Source organism: Microbacterium sp. NPDC058062 (assembly GCF_042885375.1).
Classification (GTDB): Bacteria; Actinomycetota; Actinomycetes; order Actinomycetales; family Microbacteriaceae; genus Microbacterium; species Microbacterium trichothecenolyticum_C.
This window is the reverse complement of record NZ_JBHVSC010000012.1, coordinates 1-15,634: the sequence shown is the minus strand read 5'-3', so window position 1 is coordinate 15,634 and position 15,634 is coordinate 1. Positions and strand designations below refer to the sequence as shown.

Sequence of the window (15,634 nt, the reverse complement as noted above, 5' to 3'; positions counted from 1 at the left end):
CGTCAGATCGAAGACGATCAAGGAGCAAGGGATGCGCAAACGACTGACCACAAGGTGGGGAGCCGCGGGAATCGGCGCGCTGGCGATAGTGCTCGCCATCGCGGCCTCACCCGCGTACGGGCAGCTGAGGCCGGCAGAACCGGTCCCGCCCGCGGGGCTCACAGGCCTCGAACCGACCGGAGCCGACATGCCGACCGTGGGAGGCAATCTCGGCAATCAGCACTACTCGGGCCTCACCCAGATCACGAAGCAGAACCTCAAGGACCTCGCGCCGACGTGGCGCACGCACGTGTCGGCGGTGGCACCGGCTTCGGGCAACACCGGGCAGCAGACGACGCCGATCGTGGTCGGCGGCGTGATCTACCTCGACACGCCCAGCGGTGGCGTGATCGCGGTCGACGGTGTGACAGGAGACGCCATCTGGAAGTGGGAGAACCGCGTCTACGGGCTGTCGGGCACCCGCCGCGGCGTGTCCGCCGGCGACGGCAAGATCTTCACGCTCGCCGGCGGCAACCGCGTCGTCGCGCTCGACCAGGCCACGGGCGCCGAGGTCTGGGCGGTGCAGCCCACCGGACCCGGCGGCGAGGACCTCGGGCGTGTCGGCAAGGTCGCGACCGTGTACTACGACGGAATCGTGTACGCGCACGCGGCGGACGGCGATCGGGGCGCGGTCGTGGCGCTCGATGCGAGCGACGGGTCGTATCTGTGGCACTTCTTCGGAGGCCCCCAGCGCGGCGAGCAGTTCACGGGCGTCGACGGCGTCACGTTCGACGCCTCGGAGACCTGGGGTCCGGTCCTCCCGGACGGAACGGACTGCTCCGAGGAGGGCGGTGCCACGTCCTGGATGCAGGGCGCCGTCGACCCCGAGCTGAACACGTACTACATGACGTTCGGCAACGCGCGCAGCTGCAACTCGTCGCAGGACGGCTCGCAGCGCCCGGGCGACAACCTGTTCTCGAGCACGATGGTCGCCGTGGACGCGTCCACGGGTGCGTACAAGTGGCACTACCAGTCGATCCACCATGACGTGTGGGACATGGACAACGTCCACCCGCCGACCCTGGCCGACATCCGCGTCGCCGGCGAGGAGCGGAAGGTCGTCTTCTACGGCAGCAAGTCCGGTCACCAGTTCGTGCTGGATCGCACCAACGGCGAGCCGGTCCTCCCGGTGACCGAGAAGGCCATGATCACGGACTCGCGCCAGGCGCACTCGCCGACGCAGCCGTTCCCCGAGACCCGGCTCCTGCCGGACTGCGTCGTGTGGGAGAAGCTCGACGCTGCGAACATCCCGGGCGACCCGTGGCGTGCGGTGCCGAACTACAACGGCTACCAGCCGGACGCAGAGGGCAACCTCGTCTTCAACCCCGACAGCTATGTCGCGGTCGACGAGCCGTTCCTCACGTACCCGGAGGGGTACCCGGCCGACCATCGCCTCGGCTGCATGTACGACCCGCAGTGGGACGCGCCGATCCTGTCGACCACCAGCCAGAACGGCGGCGCCGACTGGTCGAACCACTCGTACAGCCAGAGCACCAACCTCGTCTACTACCCGTACGGGACCAACCCCGTCGCGCACTACAACGGCGCCTCCGCCAACGGCCTGCGCGCCATCGGGCAGTACCAGACGGGCGGCATCCTGGCCTACGACGCGTCCACTGGGAAGGTCGCGTGGACCAACCACCTCGGAACGGACATGTCGCACGGGCAGGGACCGCTGACCACGGCATCCGATCTGCTGTTCGTCGGCCAGATCGACGGCAGGGTGCTGGCGATGGACGCCGTCAGCGGTGACGTGCTGTGGGACTTCCAGACCGGCTCGGGCATCGCGGCGGCGCCGGTCACCTACGAGGTGGACGGCGAGCAGTACGTGGCCGTGTTCGCCGCGGGTTCGACGAACCCGTACGGCGGCTCGGTGACGCAGGGCGACTCGCTCTGGGCCTTCAAGCTCGGCGGCACGTACACGACGGACTCCGGGAGCCAGGAGGGGCCGGACACCGCGCCCCTGACGATCCGCCGCCCGGTGGGCGGAGCAGCCGTCGAGGGCTCGACGGTCGGCAACACCGTGCTCCTCGCACGCACCAGCCGCACCGCCGACACCGCGGCGGCACGCGACAGCGTGGCGACGAACGGCATGCAGCCGACGCATCTGCGCGTGCCGGTCGGCACCACGGTGACCTTCCGCAATCCGGGGGCCGAGACGTTCCCGAACTTCCCCAACGCGAAGCCGCACTGCGCGACGCAGTTCTTCGAGGGCGAGTTCAACGTCAGGCTGCAGCCGGGGGAGACATACCAGCACACGTTCGATCGTGCGGGTGAGTACTTCTTCAACGACTGCACGGATCCGCGGCCCACCGGCAAGATCGAGGTGTACCTCACGCCCCAGGATCAGCCCGGCGCACTGAAGTTCACGCCGAGCACGCTGAACCTCGGGTCGGGGACGGGGCTGTTCACCGGCGTGAACGGCAAGGTCTCCGCGCACTTCGAGCTTCCGGCCGGCTACACGTATGACAGCGGTGCGGTGCTCGTGACGCCGCTGTCGTCGACGCCGGTCGAGGCGTCCAAGGTCACCGCGAACAAGAACCGGATCATCCTCCAGTTCGACGCCGCGGCCGTGGACAACAACGTGCCGGCCGGGGAGGTGAGTCTCACCGTGCGGGCGAACGTCCTGAACGCCGCAGGGGTCCAGGAGCAGCTGTCCTCCACGGCCACCGTGACCGTCACGAAGTAGTCGTTCCCGCCACCGATCGATCCGCCTCCGTCGTTCGCGACGGGGGCGGATCGTCGTGTGCGGAGCCGGTGTCCCATTCGACGAAACTCGGCTTTGCACGCGCCATCGCGGCGGCCAGAGTCGCAGGGGCAGCGATGCGCGTGCGCACGCTCCCCGGCATCGACAGAGAGGTTGGCAATGCACCCTGACACCGCGGCGGTGACGCCATGACCGACAAGGAACCCGGCGCCGAGCCCGACGAGGGCTCCGGCACCGAGCCCGAGAAGGCGGCGGGCGACGCCCGCGACGCGGCGCCCGGGGATTCCATCTACCCGGCGACGAACACCTTCTACACGACGCCCAAGCTCAACCAGGGCGTGCCGGCAGACCCGATGTTCATCCGCGTGCTCTCGGCGATCGAGATCACGATCGGGGTCACGCTGTTCGCGTGCATCGTGTTCGGCGTGATGTACCAGGTGCTCGGCCGGTACTTCCCCGCGATCAGCTGGGTCGGCGCGGGCGAGCTCGCGCTCCTGTCGATGATCGCGCTGACCTTCATCACCACCGGCTACCTCGTGGGCCGCAACGGCCACATCGTGCTCGAGATCTTCGACGAGATGCTCGCCGGGACCCGGCTCTTCGTCGCCCTGCGCGTCATCTCCGCCGTCATCATGGTCGTCACGAGCCTCGCGCTGGCCTACGAGGCATGGGTGAAGATCGACACCGAATGGGGCCGGCTGAGCGCGGCCATGCACATGCCCCTCGGCGTGCTCTACATCTTCGCCCTCGTCGGCTTCCTGTCGGCCGCCATCCACTCGTCGTTCAAGATCCCCTACGCGAACCGTCCCGAGCGAAAGCTCGACATCGGCGAGATGGAGGGCTGACCGGTGGACCTCTGGCTCTACATCCTGCTGTTCGTCGTCTTCCTGCTGCTGCGGGTGCCCGTCGCCTTCGCGATGATCGCCTCGAGCATGCTGTACTTCTACAGCCACGGCCTGTCGGCCGGCTACGCGATCTCGTCGATCGTCAACGGCATCAACAGCTTCCCGCTGCTGGCCGTCCCGCTCTTCATCTTCGTCGGCACGATCGCGAACAACCTCGGGATCGCCACGCGTCTGTACGACCTGGCGCGCGCGCTGCTGCCGCGTCTTCCCGGCAACCTGGCCTACGTCAACCTGGGCACGGCCATCGGCTTCTCGTGGATCAGCGGCTCCGCCCTCGCCGACGCCGCATCGACGAGCAAGGTGCAGATCCCGCAGATGCTGAAGGCCGGCTACCCCTACGGCTTCTCGGCCGGCCTCACGGCGTCGGGGTCGCTCATGAGCACCGTCATGCCGCCGAGCATCCCGGCGGTCCTCTTCGCGGCGACCGCCTCGATCTCGACCGGTGCGCTGTTCGCGGGCTCGATCATCCCCGCCATGCTCATGGCGATCGGCCTCGCCGCGTACATCTTCTTCTGGGTGCGCCGGCACCCGGACGTCGCCTCCAGCCGTCGCTTCGACGGCGGCATGTTCGGCAAGGCCGCCGTGCGCGTCATCGGCCCGGCGATGCTGCCCGTGATCATCCTCGGCGGCATCTTCAGCGGGCTGTTCACGGCGACGGAGAGCGCGGGCATCGCGGCGGTGTACATGCTCATCCTGGGCGCGATCTACCGCACGCTCACCTGGAAGGTGTTCTGGAAGTCGGCCAAGGAGACGGTCGTCATCGCGGGCGGGATCCTCCTGATCCTCGGCGCGTCCAACCTCATGGGCCAGGTGCTCGCACGGGAGCAGGTCTCGCGCGCGCTGGGCGAATGGCTGACCGGCCTCACCGACAACCCGCTGATCTTCCTGCTCATGCTCAACGTGCTGCTGATCCTGCTGGGCATCCCGCTCGAGGCACCGCCGGTGATCCTCGTGCTCGTCCCGATCCTCATGCCGATCGTCGCGCAGTTCGGCATCGACCCGGTCCAGCTCGGCGTCATCATGATCCTCAACCTGATGATCGGGTCGCTGACGCCACCGGTCGGCGCGGTCCTGTTCGTGGTCGGGTCGATCACGCGCAGACCCATGGGAGAGCTCTTCCGCGGGATCCTGCCGTTCCTCATCCCGCTCGGAACCGTCCTGCTGCTCCTGACGATCTTCCCGGTCATCGTCACGTTCCTGCCGACGCTCCTCGGCCTGCTCTAGCCCCCCGGATCCGATGTCCCCGCGGCGCAGGTCGCGGGGACATCGGAGACATGGGAACCGCCTGAAAGGAGGCATCCGTGATGAGGAAGCTCTTCGTGCTCAACGGGTCGAATCTCAACATGCTGGGTGTCCGCGAGCCCGAGCTCTACGGATACGCGACGCTCGACGACGTGCGGACGGACTGCGAGCGGGTCGCGGGCGAGCTCGGCTTCGAGCTGTTCTTCGCGCAGTCCAACGCCGAGCACGAGCTGGTGGAGTGGGTGCACGACGCCTTCCGCCAGGGCGCGGCGGTGGTCATCAATCCCGCGGGCTTCAGCTTCGGATCGATGCCGCTGCTGGACGCGCTGCACATGCTGTCGACGCCCGTCGTCGAAGTGCACATCACCAACATCCACGCTCGCGACGCCGACCACCGCCACTCGATCGTCTCCAAGGTCGCGCGCGTCGTGATCGCCGGGGCGGGCACGTACGGCTACGAGCTCGCCATCCGCGCCGCAGACCGCCTCACCGCCGGGGAGTAGGCACCGGCGCCTTCGTACACGCCGGGGCGCAGCATCCATGATCCGTGGAGTGGATGCTGCGCCCCGGCGCGTGCCGTCATCCGCGGGCGATCGCGTCGGCGGCCTCGACGCCGAACACCAGGGCCTTCGTGAGGGCGGTTCCGGTCATGTACGAGGCGCCGTGGAAGCCGCCGACGACCTCCCCTGCAGCGGAGAGCCCCTCGATCGCGCTGCCGTCGACTCGTCGGACGGAGGCGTCCGGCGCGACGCGGAGGCCGCCGAACGTGGAGGTCATCGCGGTGACGGCGGGGTACGCGTAGTAGGGGCCCGCGTCCACCGGGCGCAGCGCCCCGACCCCGTTCACGAGCCCGGTGCGGCCGAACGGGTCCGTCCGCCGGCCGACCACCGCGTCGTTGTAGCGATCGATCGTCCGCTCGAGCGCCCCGCCGGGCAGGCCGAGGTCCTGCGCCAGCGCCCGGATCGTCGGCGCGCTGTGCAGATGGCCGAGCTCCTCGATGCGGTCCATGTCCGACAGCGGAACACCGGGCCGCGACTGTGCCCGGACGCGCGCGTCGAAGATCTGGAAGGCGATCCGGCCCGGCTGGCCGAGCACCGCCGACCCCAGTACCTTGTACGACTCCGATTCGTCGGCGAAGCGCTCCCCGCGCGCATTCACGAGGATCCCGCCGAGGTAGTTCGCGGTCAGCAGCTCGTGCTCGTCGTCGCTCGCGTCGGCGTGCTGGCCATACGTGCCGGACACGTGGCCGATGTCGGCGAGTCCGGCGCCCAGCATCCACGCCATCCGGAGTCCGTCGCCGGTGTTGCCGACCCCGCCGTACTGCATGGCGGCGGCCTGATCCGGGACGAAGAGCCGCAGGAGCTCACGAGAACGCGAGAAGCCGCCGGTGGCGAGCACGACTCCCGCGTCCGCGGCGAACACAGCATCGGCGGAGCGGACGCCGGACACCCGGCCTCGTTCCGTGACCAGGCCGTCGACAGGGTGGCCCCGCAGGAGGACCGCGCCCGCGGCGACGGCTTCGCGCTCGAGCTGCGCCAGCAGGTCGCGGATGCGGATGAGGTGGGCGCGGGCGACGGTCATGCCGGCGCTGACCTTGAGTTCGTCGGTCCAGGCATCAGCCCGGTCGATCGCTTCGATCGCGTGCGTCTGGCGGGCGACGAGAGCCCGCAGGAGCTCCTCGTCCGCGTCGCCGCCGCCGGTGTCGATCATGTCGGCGAGGAAGACGTCGTCGGAATCCTCGACGCCCGCGCGCCGCTGGACCGGCGTGCCCGACAGCGCGAACCACCCGCCGCTCATGGCGGAGCTGCCTCCGAGGCGATCGCGCTTCTCCAGGAGGGCGACGCTCAGGCCGGCCGTCGCGAGACGGCGCGCGGCAGCCAGGCCCGCGAGGCCTCCGCCGGCGACGACGGCATCGAATCGGTGCGACGCAGCGCTCATCGCGTGCTCCCCAGCTCGGCGGGACGGGTCATGACTCCCCCTGTGCTCGCGCGTCGGCTCGGAACCGGGCGACGTCCACCGTGCGCCCGGAGCGGGCGGCGAGGCCGGCGGCCTCCACCAGCGCGAGGGTCCGCGATGCGTCCTCGGCCGACACGAGCGGCTGTGCCGTGCCCCGTGCGACGTCGAGGAAGTGGTCGAGCTGCGCGGGGAACGATCCGCGGGGCACGACCGGGAGGTACGTGCGCGACAGCGGCGAGTGCCAGTCCGCCGGGATCGAGGGATCGTAGGAGTACCTCGCGAGGTTCGGTACGGACAGCGCGGCCCGCGAGCCGACGATCCGGTACGCGACTCCGTCGGGGAGGAACGGGAACGCGGGGGTCTCCTCCGTCACCTGGTCCCAGCCCCAGGGCGACACCCCGGCGTCCGACGCCAGGAAGCTCCCGATCACGCCGCTCTCGAAGCGGAGGCTGAGGGAGACGGTGTCCTCGACCGCCAGGCCGCGGGCGTGAGAGCTGTACATCGCCTGGATCTCGGCCACCTCGCCGCACAGATGGCGGAGGAGGTCGAGATCGTGCACGACGTTGATCAGGGTGACGCCCGCGCCGGGCGCGCTGTGCCAGGGCAGATCGGTGAAGTACCGGTCCTCCTTGCGCGCCGACCACATCCCGCTCACGGCGACGACCGCGCCGAGCTCGCCGTCGCGGATCGCCGCCCGCGCACGCGCCACCGCGGGATGATGCCGCCGGTGGTGACCGACGAGGAGACGCCCGCCGAGGAGCTCCACCGCATCGACGAGCCGCAGGGACTGGGCGTAGTCGACCGCGACCGGCTTCTCGAGGAGCACCGCGACGCCCGCCTCGAGGCATTCGACGGCCGTGTCGACGTGCAGCGCGTTCGGGTTGGCGATGACGACCGCGTCCGGGCGCGCGTCGGCGAGCATCTCGGCGGCGGAGGCGAAGACCGGGTGCCCGACATCGGCGGCGACGAGAGCCGGGTCGGCGATCGCCACCAGTTCGGCGCCGGGCGCTGCGTCGATGAAGTCGATGTGCTGGCGCCCCATGAAGCCCGCACCGATGAGGCCGATGCGCACCGGCGGGCGGTCGGATGCGGTCACGGGAGCCTCCTCGGAGCTCGGTCTCGCCGATCGTCCGGCCCGAGCGTATGCGACGATGTTCCCGCTCGCGCGGGTCGTTCCATTCAGCGGCGCGGGCCATCCGGCAGGCGTCGAGGCCGCATGTTCCACTCGCCGGGACATCGCTTTGCCGCCCGTTCGAAGTCCGTAAGAGTCGGCACTGCCACCGGGCCGCAACGTGACACCGTGTCGATACCCGTCCGCACCGTGCGAGCGATGTCGAGAGGATGCTGCGCTCCGGCCACACAACGTCACGTCGGAACTTGCACGAAGACGTGCGAAGAAATCAGAGGAGAGTCCCATGAGCACAGCCCGCTCGACTCGCCGCGGCCTTCTTGCCGCGTCGGCGCTCGCAGCAACCGCTCTCGTCGCCGCCGGCTGCGCCGGTGGAGGCACCCCCGAGAGCGCGAACACCGAGAGCGCGGCAGCGAACGAACCCGTCACGCTGACCGTCGCGACCAGCCAGAACGAGGAGACGCCGAACTACTACTGCGGCGTCGAATTGCTGAAGGACCGGCTCGAGGGCGCCGACATCGGCTTCACCGTCGAGCTCTACCCCGCGAGCCAGCTCGGCCCGGATGCCGACCGGTTCCCGCTCGTCCAGGCCGGCGACATCGACATCGACCTGCAGGGCGCGTCCGCGCTCAGCTCGACGTTCGAGCCCATCGGCGTCGTCGACGCCGCCTACGCCTTCGACGACGTCGACCACGCCTTCACGTGGATCGACGAAGGCTCGGAGGACCTGTTCACCTCGTTCCACGAGGCCACCGGCGTCAACATCGTCGACGGCTGGTTCTTCGGCAACCGCACGTTCACCACCAAGGACGTCGAGGTCACGAGCCCCGACGACCTCGAGGGCGTCCCGATGCGATTCCCGAACTCGCCGCAGTTCCTCGCCAACGCCGCGGCGCTGGGCGTGACGAACCCGGTGTCGGTCGCCGTCGAGGAGGTCTACTCCGCTCTGCAGCAGGGCATCGCGGTCGGCCAGGAGAACCCGATCGTCGCGACGCACTCGTCCAGCTACGACGAGGTGCTCAACACCGCGGTGCTGAACAACCACAACGTCGGCATCCACTGGCTCCTGGTCAGCGACAAGACGTACGACAAGATGAGCGACGAGCAGGCGGCGCTGCTCGAGGAGACCATCCACGAGATCCGCCCCGAGAACCGCACGTGCGTGGAGGAGGCGACCGAGGAGATCCTCGACGAGTACCGTTCCGACGACGCGTTCACGGTGATCGAGACCGAGGACATCGACATGGATGCCTTCATCAGCAAGGCCGAGGCGTACTTCGAGGACCACTACACCGGTGAGAACCTCGAGGCGTACCAGGCCATCCGCGAGATGGCGGGCTGACCCGACAGAGCGACGACGAGGGGTGGGTGCGCTCGCGCACCCACCCCTCGTCGTTCGTCGTCACGCCACGCGGTCGGAGGACAGCCGGCGGCTGAGCGTCATCGCCGCGGCACGCACCGCGGGTGCCACGCGGTCGGGGTCGAGGTCCGCGGTCGGACCTGCCACGGAGATCGCGGCGACGGGCACGCCGCCGTGGTCGAGGATCGGGCTCGCGGCGCATGCCCGGCCGACCGCGCACTCCTCCTTCTCGGTCGCGGCGCCGAGTCGCCGGATGCCGACCAGCTCGCGCATCAGCAGCGCCGGGTCGGTGATCGTGTGAGGCGTCCGCTTCTCCAGCTCGCCGGACGTGATCCTGTTGACCTCCGCGGATGGGGAGAACGCCAGGATGGCCTTGCCGAGGGCCGTCGAGTGCGCGGGGAGACGGCCGCCGATCCTGGCGAGCGGACTCGCCGTGGGCTGACCGCGCACGATGGCGACGAACACGACGTCGGCCCCTTCGAGAACCGCCAGGTGGACGGTCTGTCCCGTGATGTCGCGCAGCTCCGACATGACCGGAACCGCGAGCCGACGCAGCGTGCGAGGCTGCTCGACCGTCTGACCGAGCTCGAAGAGCCGGATGCCCAGGTACAGCAGATCGCCGTCGCGATCGAGGAACCGCTGCGCCACGAGGTCGGCGGCGATCCTCGACACCGTGGACTTCGGCAGGTTCGCGCGCCGCGCCAGTTCGGAGACGCCGAGTCCCTCGTCCTGCTCGCCGAAGGCGTCGAACACCGCCGTCACACGATCGAGGACGCTGACGGACTCGCTCCAGCTCGCGGTGCGCATCAGCTCACGCCGCGGCCAGGCGACGGGTCACCGTGCTCCCGGCGGCGCGCACCAGCGGCGCGACCCGATCAGGGTCCATCGCACCGCTCGGCCCGGCGATCGAGATCGCCCCGAGCACCACACGATCACTGGACAGCACCGGCGTGGCGACGGCGAGGATGCCCGGATACGAGGCCTCCATGTCGGTCGCCATCACGGCGGCGCGCACGTCCGCGAGCTCCCGCCGGAAGCTGTCGGCGTCGCCTTCCGGCAGCGGCGCGCTGACCCGGCTGACGACCGCGGGGTCCGCGCAGAAGGCGAGGTACGCCTTGCCGCTGGCCGTCGTGAGTGCCGGCGATCGCATGCCGGCACGGGTCGGGAGCATCGGCAGCCGACCGGCGACGGCGGCGATGGAGACCATGTCGGTTCCCTGCTGCACCCACAGGCCCACGCGTTCGCCGGTGACGTCGCGGAGATTCCGGAGCACGGGCGCGGCAGCGGCGACGAGGCGGCGCGGCAGGCTCGCGCGGGCTCCCAGCTCGAACAGGCGCAGCCCCAGCGAGACGCCGTCCTCGGTCCGCGAGAGGTAGCGCTGCGACACGAGTTCCGCGACCAGGCGCGACACGGTGGACTTCGGCATCGCGGTCCGGATCGCGAGATCGGTGATCGTGATCGATCCACCCGACTCCTTGACCGCGTCGAGGATCGCGATGATGCGATCGAGCACGGAGACGGGCCGCGCCGGTGTGGCGGGAGTCGTGTTCCATTCGGCGAGACTCGGCATCGAGCTCCCCCTCCCAACAGGTTGAATCGTCGTCGATCATCCGTTGTGTTCGAACGTACTAGTTAGTACGGATCGAGGCAATGGTGCAACAGCAATCACGGGTGCCGGCCGGTTCCGGTCGCACGAGGAGGTGTCATGCGCACGTCGATTCCCCCGGTCATGCCGGCGAACCGCTACGTGGTCGGCCTGATCGGAGAGGGGATCCAGGAGTCGCTGACGCCCCCCATGCATGAGGCGGAGGCCCGGGCGATGGGTCTCGACTACGAGTACCGCATCTTGGACCTGATCGAGCTCGGCCGGCCCGCCACGGACGTCGGCGCGATCCTCGCCGAGGCGCGTGAGGCCGGCTTCGCCGCGATGAACATCACGCACCCGTGCAAGCAGCTCGTCCTCGACCTCGTGGACGACTTGGATACGGATGCTGCGAACCTCCGCGCCGTGAATCTCGTGGTCTTCACCGACGGGCGCCTGGTGGGCCACAACACCGACTGGATGGGCTACCGCGACGGGCTCATCGCCGGCCTGCCGGGAGCGTCGTTCGACGACGTCGTCCAGTTCGGATGCGGAGGCGCCGGTGCGGCGACCGCCTATGCGCTCCTCTCTCACGGCGCCCGGCAGCTTCTGCTGGCCGACGTCGACCCGGAGAAGGCGGATGACCTCGCGGGCCGAATGGGAGCCCTGTTCCCGGCGCAGGTCGTCTCGACGGTCGCGCCGCGCGATCTTCCCCGGGCCGTCGCGGCCGCCACGGGTGTCGTCAATGCCACTCCGCTGGGTATGGCTCACCACCCGGGGGTCGCGTTCGATCTCGAGCTGCTCCGCCCGGGTGCGTGGGTCTCGGATGTGGTCTACCGACCACTCGAGACCGAACTCCTCCGGCAGGCGGTGTACCGCGGTCATCCGGTGCTGCACGGCGGCCTGATGGCCGTCGGGCAGGCATGCGCCAGTCTCCACATCATCACGGGCAGGAAGCCCGATCGTGAGCGGATGCAGCGCCACTTCCGCATGCTCATCAGCGCCGAGGAGCAGTCAGGCCGGGGAAAGGGCGAGCGATGAGGGAATCGAGCGACGTGCGCGAGGACGCGTCCACGGCCAGGGCGCTGCGCACCAAGGAGGACATCCTCCGGGTCGCCACCGCCGAGTTCGCCGCCAACGGCTACGCAGGAGCGCGCGTCGATGAGATCGCCGCCCGCACCCGCACGACCAAGCGGATGATCTACTACTACTTCGCCTCGAAGGAGAGCCTGTACCTCGCGGTGCTGGAGCGCGTGTACGCGCAGATCCGCCAGGTCGAGCGAGGGATCCAGATCGGCGAGCTCGCCCCTGATGAGGCGCTCCGCAGGATCGCCGAGGCGACCTACGACCATCACACGACGCACCAGGCGTTCATCCAGCTGGTGAGCATCGAGAACATCCACCGGGCCGAGCATCTGAAGCAGTCCGAGACCATCCTCCGCGAGAACGCGACCGCGATCACACTGCTCGAAGAGGTCATCGAGCGAGGTGTCCGCGCGGGGGCGTTCCGCGACGACGTCGATGCGGTGGATGTCCACATGGTCATCAGCGCCTACGCCTGCTTCCACGTCGCCAACCGCCACACGTTCGCCGCGATCTTCGACCGCGACATGCTGGATCCTCACCTGCAGGACTCGCACCGGCGCCTCATCGGCGACATGATCGTCGCCACCATGACCGATCGCCCGGGCGCACCACCGCCTGTCTGAGACGGGTCAGCCGCGGACGGGCCCGAATGAGGCGAGCCGCTGCGCGACCGTCTTCGCCGCTGCGCGCACGTCAGCGGCGTACCTGCTCGCGTCGAAGTCTTCGGCACGCCCCGAGACCGAGATGGCGCCCGCGAGGCCGCTCCCCGGAACGAGCACCGCGGCCGCGATCCCGCGCACGTCGGGATCGAGCTCACGATCCTCGACAGCGGTGCCGCCCCGCCGGATGTCGGCGAGCTCGCGCTCGAGCAGCACCGGATCGGTCACCGTCTCGGTCGTCAACGCCTCGAGCTCCTCGGAGACCACCTCGTCGACCTCGGCCGGTGCCGCGTGCGCCAGTGCCGCCTTGCCCAACGCGGTGGCGTGGATCGGCACCCGCGTCCCGGTGCGCACGGCCGGCATCGCGCCTCCTCGTCCGCGCACCATCGCGATGCAGACCATGGCGCGCGCGTCGCGGATGGCGAGGTGCACGTTCTCACCGGTCCTGTTGCGCAGGTCGGTCATGACGGGCAAGGCCGCGATCCTGAGCTCGCGGGGCTGCTCGGCCAGCTGTCCCAGCTCGAACAGCCGCAGCCCGAGGTGGATGAGCCTACCGTCGCGCTCGAGGTACCGCTGGCGGACGAGCGTCGCCACCAGCCGCGACACCGTCGACTTGGGCAGCCCCGCGCGCACGGCGAGCTCGGAGATGCCCAGGCCTCTGTCGTCCTGGTCGAACGCCTCGAGGATGCACGTCATGCGGTCGAGCACGCCGAGAGCATCGTCGCCGCGTTCGGCGCGCATCCCTCAGGCCACCTGCAGCGCGAGCCGGTGCGTGAGCGCGAGCGCCGCGTGTCGCACCAGCGGAGCCATCCGATGCGGATCCATGTCGGTGACGGGGCCTGCGACGGAGATCGCCGCCACGGGGACGCGGTCCGGCGAGAGCACGGGGCTGGCGACGCCGACCACCCCCGGAAAGGTCTCGCAGAGATCGATCGCGACCGACGCCGTCCGCACCGACACGAGCTCCTTCTCGAAGGTGTTGCGCCGGCTCGAGTCGAGGCCGGTGAAGACGCTGCCGAGCACGCCCTCGTCGTCGGTGAACGCCAGCACGGCCTTGCCGAGGGCGGTGGTGACCGAGGGCACGCGGACTCCGGCGCGTGACGGCACGGGGCGGAGGCGCCCACGCACCGAGATGACGGACAGCATCTCGCGGCCCTCCTGGACGGCGACGTTCAGGTGCTCTCCCGTCGCGTTGAAGAGCTCCGCGAGCACCGGCAGCGCGGCGACGCTCAGGCGCCGCGGCGTGCTCGCTCGCGCGCCGAGCTCGAAGAGCCGGAGCCCGATCACCACGCCCTCCTCGGTGCGCGTGAGGTAGCGCTGCCTGACGAGGTCGCCGACCAGCCGCGACACGGTGGACTTGGGGATGCCGGTGGCCAGCGCGAGCTGGGTGATCGTGGTGGAGCCGTGCGACTCGCGCACGGTGTCGAGGATGGCGAGGATCCGATCGAGCACCGATACCGGCTCGTCTCTGAGGGCGGATCGCATGTGTGCAGTATCCGTGCGACCCACGCGGTGCGGCAAGCGTCCGCCCTCACACCGGGCATCTGGTTCCACCCAGTGGGACGCGCGCGCGCCGACGGCATGCGTCGGGGGCCCGGACGCGTCGATCCGACGTGTCCGGGCCCCCGCGATCAGCACCTATGAACTTCCGTCTCGGCCGATCATGCCGCGCAGAACGGCTTGATGCCCATCGCGCTCTCGAGCCCCTCCAGCACGTGCTGCTTGAAGAACTCGTCGCCGGCGAGCGGGGCATCGGTCCAGGCTGCGGCGTCGTGCCCGAGCGTCGTCAGCCACGCACGGCCGCCGTCGTAGTACTGGCACCAGCTGACCGGGTGGGACTCGCCGTGACCCGCGGGAGTCGCCTCGCTCGTCGCCTTGTCGACCTCGAGGAGGACATTGACGAAGCTCGGGTACGGCGTCAGGTTGTACCACTCGTCCTTGAATGCCCACGTGGGCGGGAGGAAGGACGTCGAGACGTCCTTGTTGTTGATCGTCTCGACCGTTCCGTCACGGTTCGGACCGTGGTTGTAGAAGTTGGCCCCACCCAGCAGGCCCTCGTAGTACTCCCACGAGTATTCGGCGCCGAAGGCGTTGTGGATGCCGACGAAGCCACCGCCGCCGCGGACATACTGCATGAGCGACGTCTGCGCGGTGTCGTCGAGCGTGTCGCGGTTCGAGCTCAGGAAGACGACCGCCTGGTAGTTGTTCAACCGGAACTGCGAGAGGTCCTCGGTGTAGTCCGCGGCGATCCCGCGCTCCGCGGCCCACGCGATGAGCGCCGACTGGGCGACGTTGTTGGCGTTCAGCGGAGGATTGAGGCCGGGGCCGAGGGCGGTGCCCAGGTGAGCGTGTCGCGGACCGGCGGTGCGGCTCCAGATGAGGATGCGCTTCTGCTCGCCTTCCTTCCAGCCGTTGCCCCATTCGTTGTAGCAGGCGGGGTCGGTCCCACGGCAGACGCCGTAGTCCTTGATCTCGTCCGTGTAGATCTGGCTGGCGGTCGCGGGCTGGCCGCCCAGTCCGTTCCCGTTGCCCTTCCCGTTGTTCAAGGCCGCTCCCCCGACCACCAATCCCGCGCCGAGTGCTGCCGCGGCGACGAGGGCGACACCGGAGCGTATGAGCGATTTCATGTGATCTCCTTTGTTCCGTTCGTGCTGGGACCTCGGGGCATCACGTGCGATCGGCCCGGGTCGGCAGCGAATCTAGGCGCAGCCGATTGCGCGCAGCAACGCGCGTTCCACCCAGTAAGCCGAGGAGCGGGAAGCACCTGATCACTTGCCGGCCGCCGACATGGCAGAAGCCCCACGATTCCCGTATTCCTACGGGATTCGTGGGGCTTCTTAGCGCGGAATGGCCACCCTGCGATGGGTGGCCATTCCGTGAATGGGTGTCCGGCGGTGTCCTACTCTCCCACAGGGTCCCCCCTGCAGTACCATCGGCGCTGAGAGGCTTAGCTTCCGGGTTCGGAATGG

General features: G+C 69.5%; 14 protein-coding genes and 1 rRNA gene. 7 read left to right on the top strand and 8 right to left on the bottom strand.

Features of this window, described 5'->3' with window-relative positions; all coding sequences use genetic code 11:
* Positions 1-31 precede the first annotated feature (31 nt).
* From ACFVSU_RS21825 to ACFVSU_RS21810, 4 genes are all read left to right on the top strand, one after another.
* Positions 32-2,728, top strand: a complete 2,697-nt coding sequence (locus ACFVSU_RS21825) for a PQQ-binding-like beta-propeller repeat protein (protein WP_387148108.1) — start codon at positions 32-34, stop codon at positions 2,726-2,728.
* A gap of 206 nt (positions 2,729-2,934) precedes the next feature.
* On the top strand, positions 2,935-3,591 hold the full coding sequence (locus ACFVSU_RS21820; RefSeq protein ID WP_375871792.1) for a TRAP transporter small permease: 657 nt from the start codon (positions 2,935-2,937) through the stop codon (positions 3,589-3,591).
* 3 nt (positions 3,592-3,594) lie between these two features.
* Positions 3,595-4,875 carry a TRAP transporter large permease gene (locus tag ACFVSU_RS21815; protein WP_375871793.1) on the top strand — a complete coding sequence of 427 codons (1,281 nt, stop codon included), beginning with the start codon at positions 3,595-3,597 and terminating at the stop codon, positions 4,873-4,875.
* Positions 4,876-4,955: 80 nt separating this feature from the next.
* Positions 4,956-5,396, top strand: coding sequence for a type II 3-dehydroquinate dehydratase (locus ACFVSU_RS21810; RefSeq protein ID WP_387148166.1), 441 nt, complete (start codon positions 4,956-4,958; stop codon positions 5,394-5,396).
* Positions 5,397-5,472: 76 nt separating this feature from the next.
* Here the strand turns inward: ACFVSU_RS21810 and ACFVSU_RS21805 are convergent, their stop codons facing one another.
* Positions 5,473-6,831 (bottom strand): FAD-dependent oxidoreductase, encoded by a 1,359-nt coding sequence (locus ACFVSU_RS21805; RefSeq protein ID WP_387148103.1) that lies wholly within the window; start codon positions 6,829-6,831, stop codon positions 5,473-5,475.
* A 28-nt stretch (positions 6,832-6,859) separates the two neighbouring features.
* Positions 6,860-7,945 (bottom strand): Gfo/Idh/MocA family protein, encoded by a 1,086-nt coding sequence (locus ACFVSU_RS21800; protein WP_387148100.1) that lies wholly within the window; start codon positions 7,943-7,945, stop codon positions 6,860-6,862.
* Between the two features lie 319 nt (positions 7,946-8,264).
* Here ACFVSU_RS21800 and dctP point away from each other — a divergent pair, with 319 nt between their 5' ends.
* Positions 8,265-9,320, top strand: coding sequence for a TRAP transporter substrate-binding protein DctP (dctP, locus tag ACFVSU_RS21795; RefSeq protein ID WP_387148097.1), 1,056 nt, complete (start codon positions 8,265-8,267; stop codon positions 9,318-9,320).
* Positions 9,321-9,380: 60 nt separating this feature from the next.
* On the opposite strand, the gene ACFVSU_RS21790 is transcribed toward dctP, so the two are convergent.
* Both ACFVSU_RS21790 and ACFVSU_RS21785 read right to left on the bottom strand, forming a co-directional pair.
* The gene (locus ACFVSU_RS21790; RefSeq protein WP_387148094.1) at positions 9,381-10,145 is read right to left on the bottom strand and encodes an IclR family transcriptional regulator; all 765 of its coding nucleotides are present in this window, start codon (positions 10,143-10,145) and stop codon (positions 9,381-9,383) included.
* A 4-nt stretch (positions 10,146-10,149) separates the two neighbouring features.
* The gene (locus ACFVSU_RS21785; protein ID WP_387148090.1) at positions 10,150-10,908 is read right to left on the bottom strand and encodes an IclR family transcriptional regulator; all 759 of its coding nucleotides are present in this window, start codon (positions 10,906-10,908) and stop codon (positions 10,150-10,152) included.
* Between the two features lie 135 nt (positions 10,909-11,043).
* On the opposite strand from ACFVSU_RS21785, the gene ACFVSU_RS21780 reads away from it, so the two are divergent.
* A complete protein-coding gene (locus ACFVSU_RS21780) occupies positions 11,044-11,961 on the top strand; it encodes a shikimate dehydrogenase (RefSeq protein ID WP_387148087.1) in 918 nt (305 codons plus the stop codon).
* Positions 11,958-12,629, top strand: a complete 672-nt coding sequence (locus tag ACFVSU_RS21775) for a TetR family transcriptional regulator (RefSeq protein WP_387148084.1) — start codon at positions 11,958-11,960, stop codon at positions 12,627-12,629. Before ACFVSU_RS21780 ends, ACFVSU_RS21775 begins: the two co-directional genes overlap by 4 nt.
* Before the next feature lie 6 nt (positions 12,630-12,635).
* Here ACFVSU_RS21775 and ACFVSU_RS21770 read toward each other — a convergent pair whose 3' ends face one another.
* The 4 genes from ACFVSU_RS21770 to rrf all read right to left on the bottom strand — a co-directional run.
* The gene (locus tag ACFVSU_RS21770) at positions 12,636-13,406 is read right to left on the bottom strand and encodes an IclR family transcriptional regulator (RefSeq protein ID WP_387148081.1); all 771 of its coding nucleotides are present in this window, start codon (positions 13,404-13,406) and stop codon (positions 12,636-12,638) included.
* Between the two features lie 3 nt (positions 13,407-13,409).
* Complete coding sequence (locus ACFVSU_RS21765) at positions 13,410-14,150, bottom strand: IclR family transcriptional regulator (protein WP_387148077.1); 741 nt, start codon at positions 14,148-14,150, stop codon at positions 13,410-13,412.
* A 176-nt stretch (positions 14,151-14,326) separates the two neighbouring features.
* Entirely contained in the window at positions 14,327-15,292 is a 966-nt protein-coding gene (locus ACFVSU_RS21760) for a ThuA domain-containing protein (RefSeq protein WP_310287881.1), read from the bottom strand.
* A 259-nt stretch (positions 15,293-15,551) separates the two neighbouring features.
* A 5S ribosomal RNA gene (gene rrf, locus ACFVSU_RS21755) occupies positions 15,552-15,634 on the bottom strand; the annotation flags it as partial.

Bases quoted from the DNA above. Each gene is read 5' to 3' on its own strand.
- ACFVSU_RS21805 (WP_387148103.1), bottom strand. From the start codon at position 6,831: ATGAGCGCTGCGTCGCACCGATTCGATGCCGTCGTCGCCGGCGGAGGC.
- ACFVSU_RS21785 (WP_387148090.1), bottom strand. From the start codon at position 10,908: ATGCCGAGTCTCGCCGAATGGAACACGACTCCCGCCACACCGGCGCGG.
- ACFVSU_RS21790 (WP_387148094.1), bottom strand. From the start codon at position 10,145: ATGCGCACCGCGAGCTGGAGCGAGTCCGTCAGCGTCCTCGATCGTGTG.
- ACFVSU_RS21825 (WP_387148108.1), top strand. From the start codon at position 32: ATGCGCAAACGACTGACCACAAGGTGGGGAGCCGCGGGAATCGGCGCG.
- ACFVSU_RS21820 (WP_375871792.1), top strand. From the start codon at position 2,935: ATGACCGACAAGGAACCCGGCGCCGAGCCCGACGAGGGCTCCGGCACC.
- ACFVSU_RS21770 (WP_387148081.1), bottom strand. From the start codon at position 13,406: ATGCGCGCCGAACGCGGCGACGATGCTCTCGGCGTGCTCGACCGCATG.
- ACFVSU_RS21810 (WP_387148166.1), top strand. From the start codon at position 4,956: ATGAGGAAGCTCTTCGTGCTCAACGGGTCGAATCTCAACATGCTGGGT.
- ACFVSU_RS21780 (WP_387148087.1), top strand. From the start codon at position 11,044: ATGCGCACGTCGATTCCCCCGGTCATGCCGGCGAACCGCTACGTGGTC.
- dctP (WP_387148097.1), top strand. From the start codon at position 8,265: ATGAGCACAGCCCGCTCGACTCGCCGCGGCCTTCTTGCCGCGTCGGCG.
- ACFVSU_RS21775 (WP_387148084.1), top strand. From the start codon at position 11,958: ATGAGGGAATCGAGCGACGTGCGCGAGGACGCGTCCACGGCCAGGGCG.
- ACFVSU_RS21760 (WP_310287881.1), bottom strand. From the start codon at position 15,292: ATGAAATCGCTCATACGCTCCGGTGTCGCCCTCGTCGCCGCGGCAGCA.
- ACFVSU_RS21765 (WP_387148077.1), bottom strand. From the start codon at position 14,150: ATGCGATCCGCCCTCAGAGACGAGCCGGTATCGGTGCTCGATCGGATC.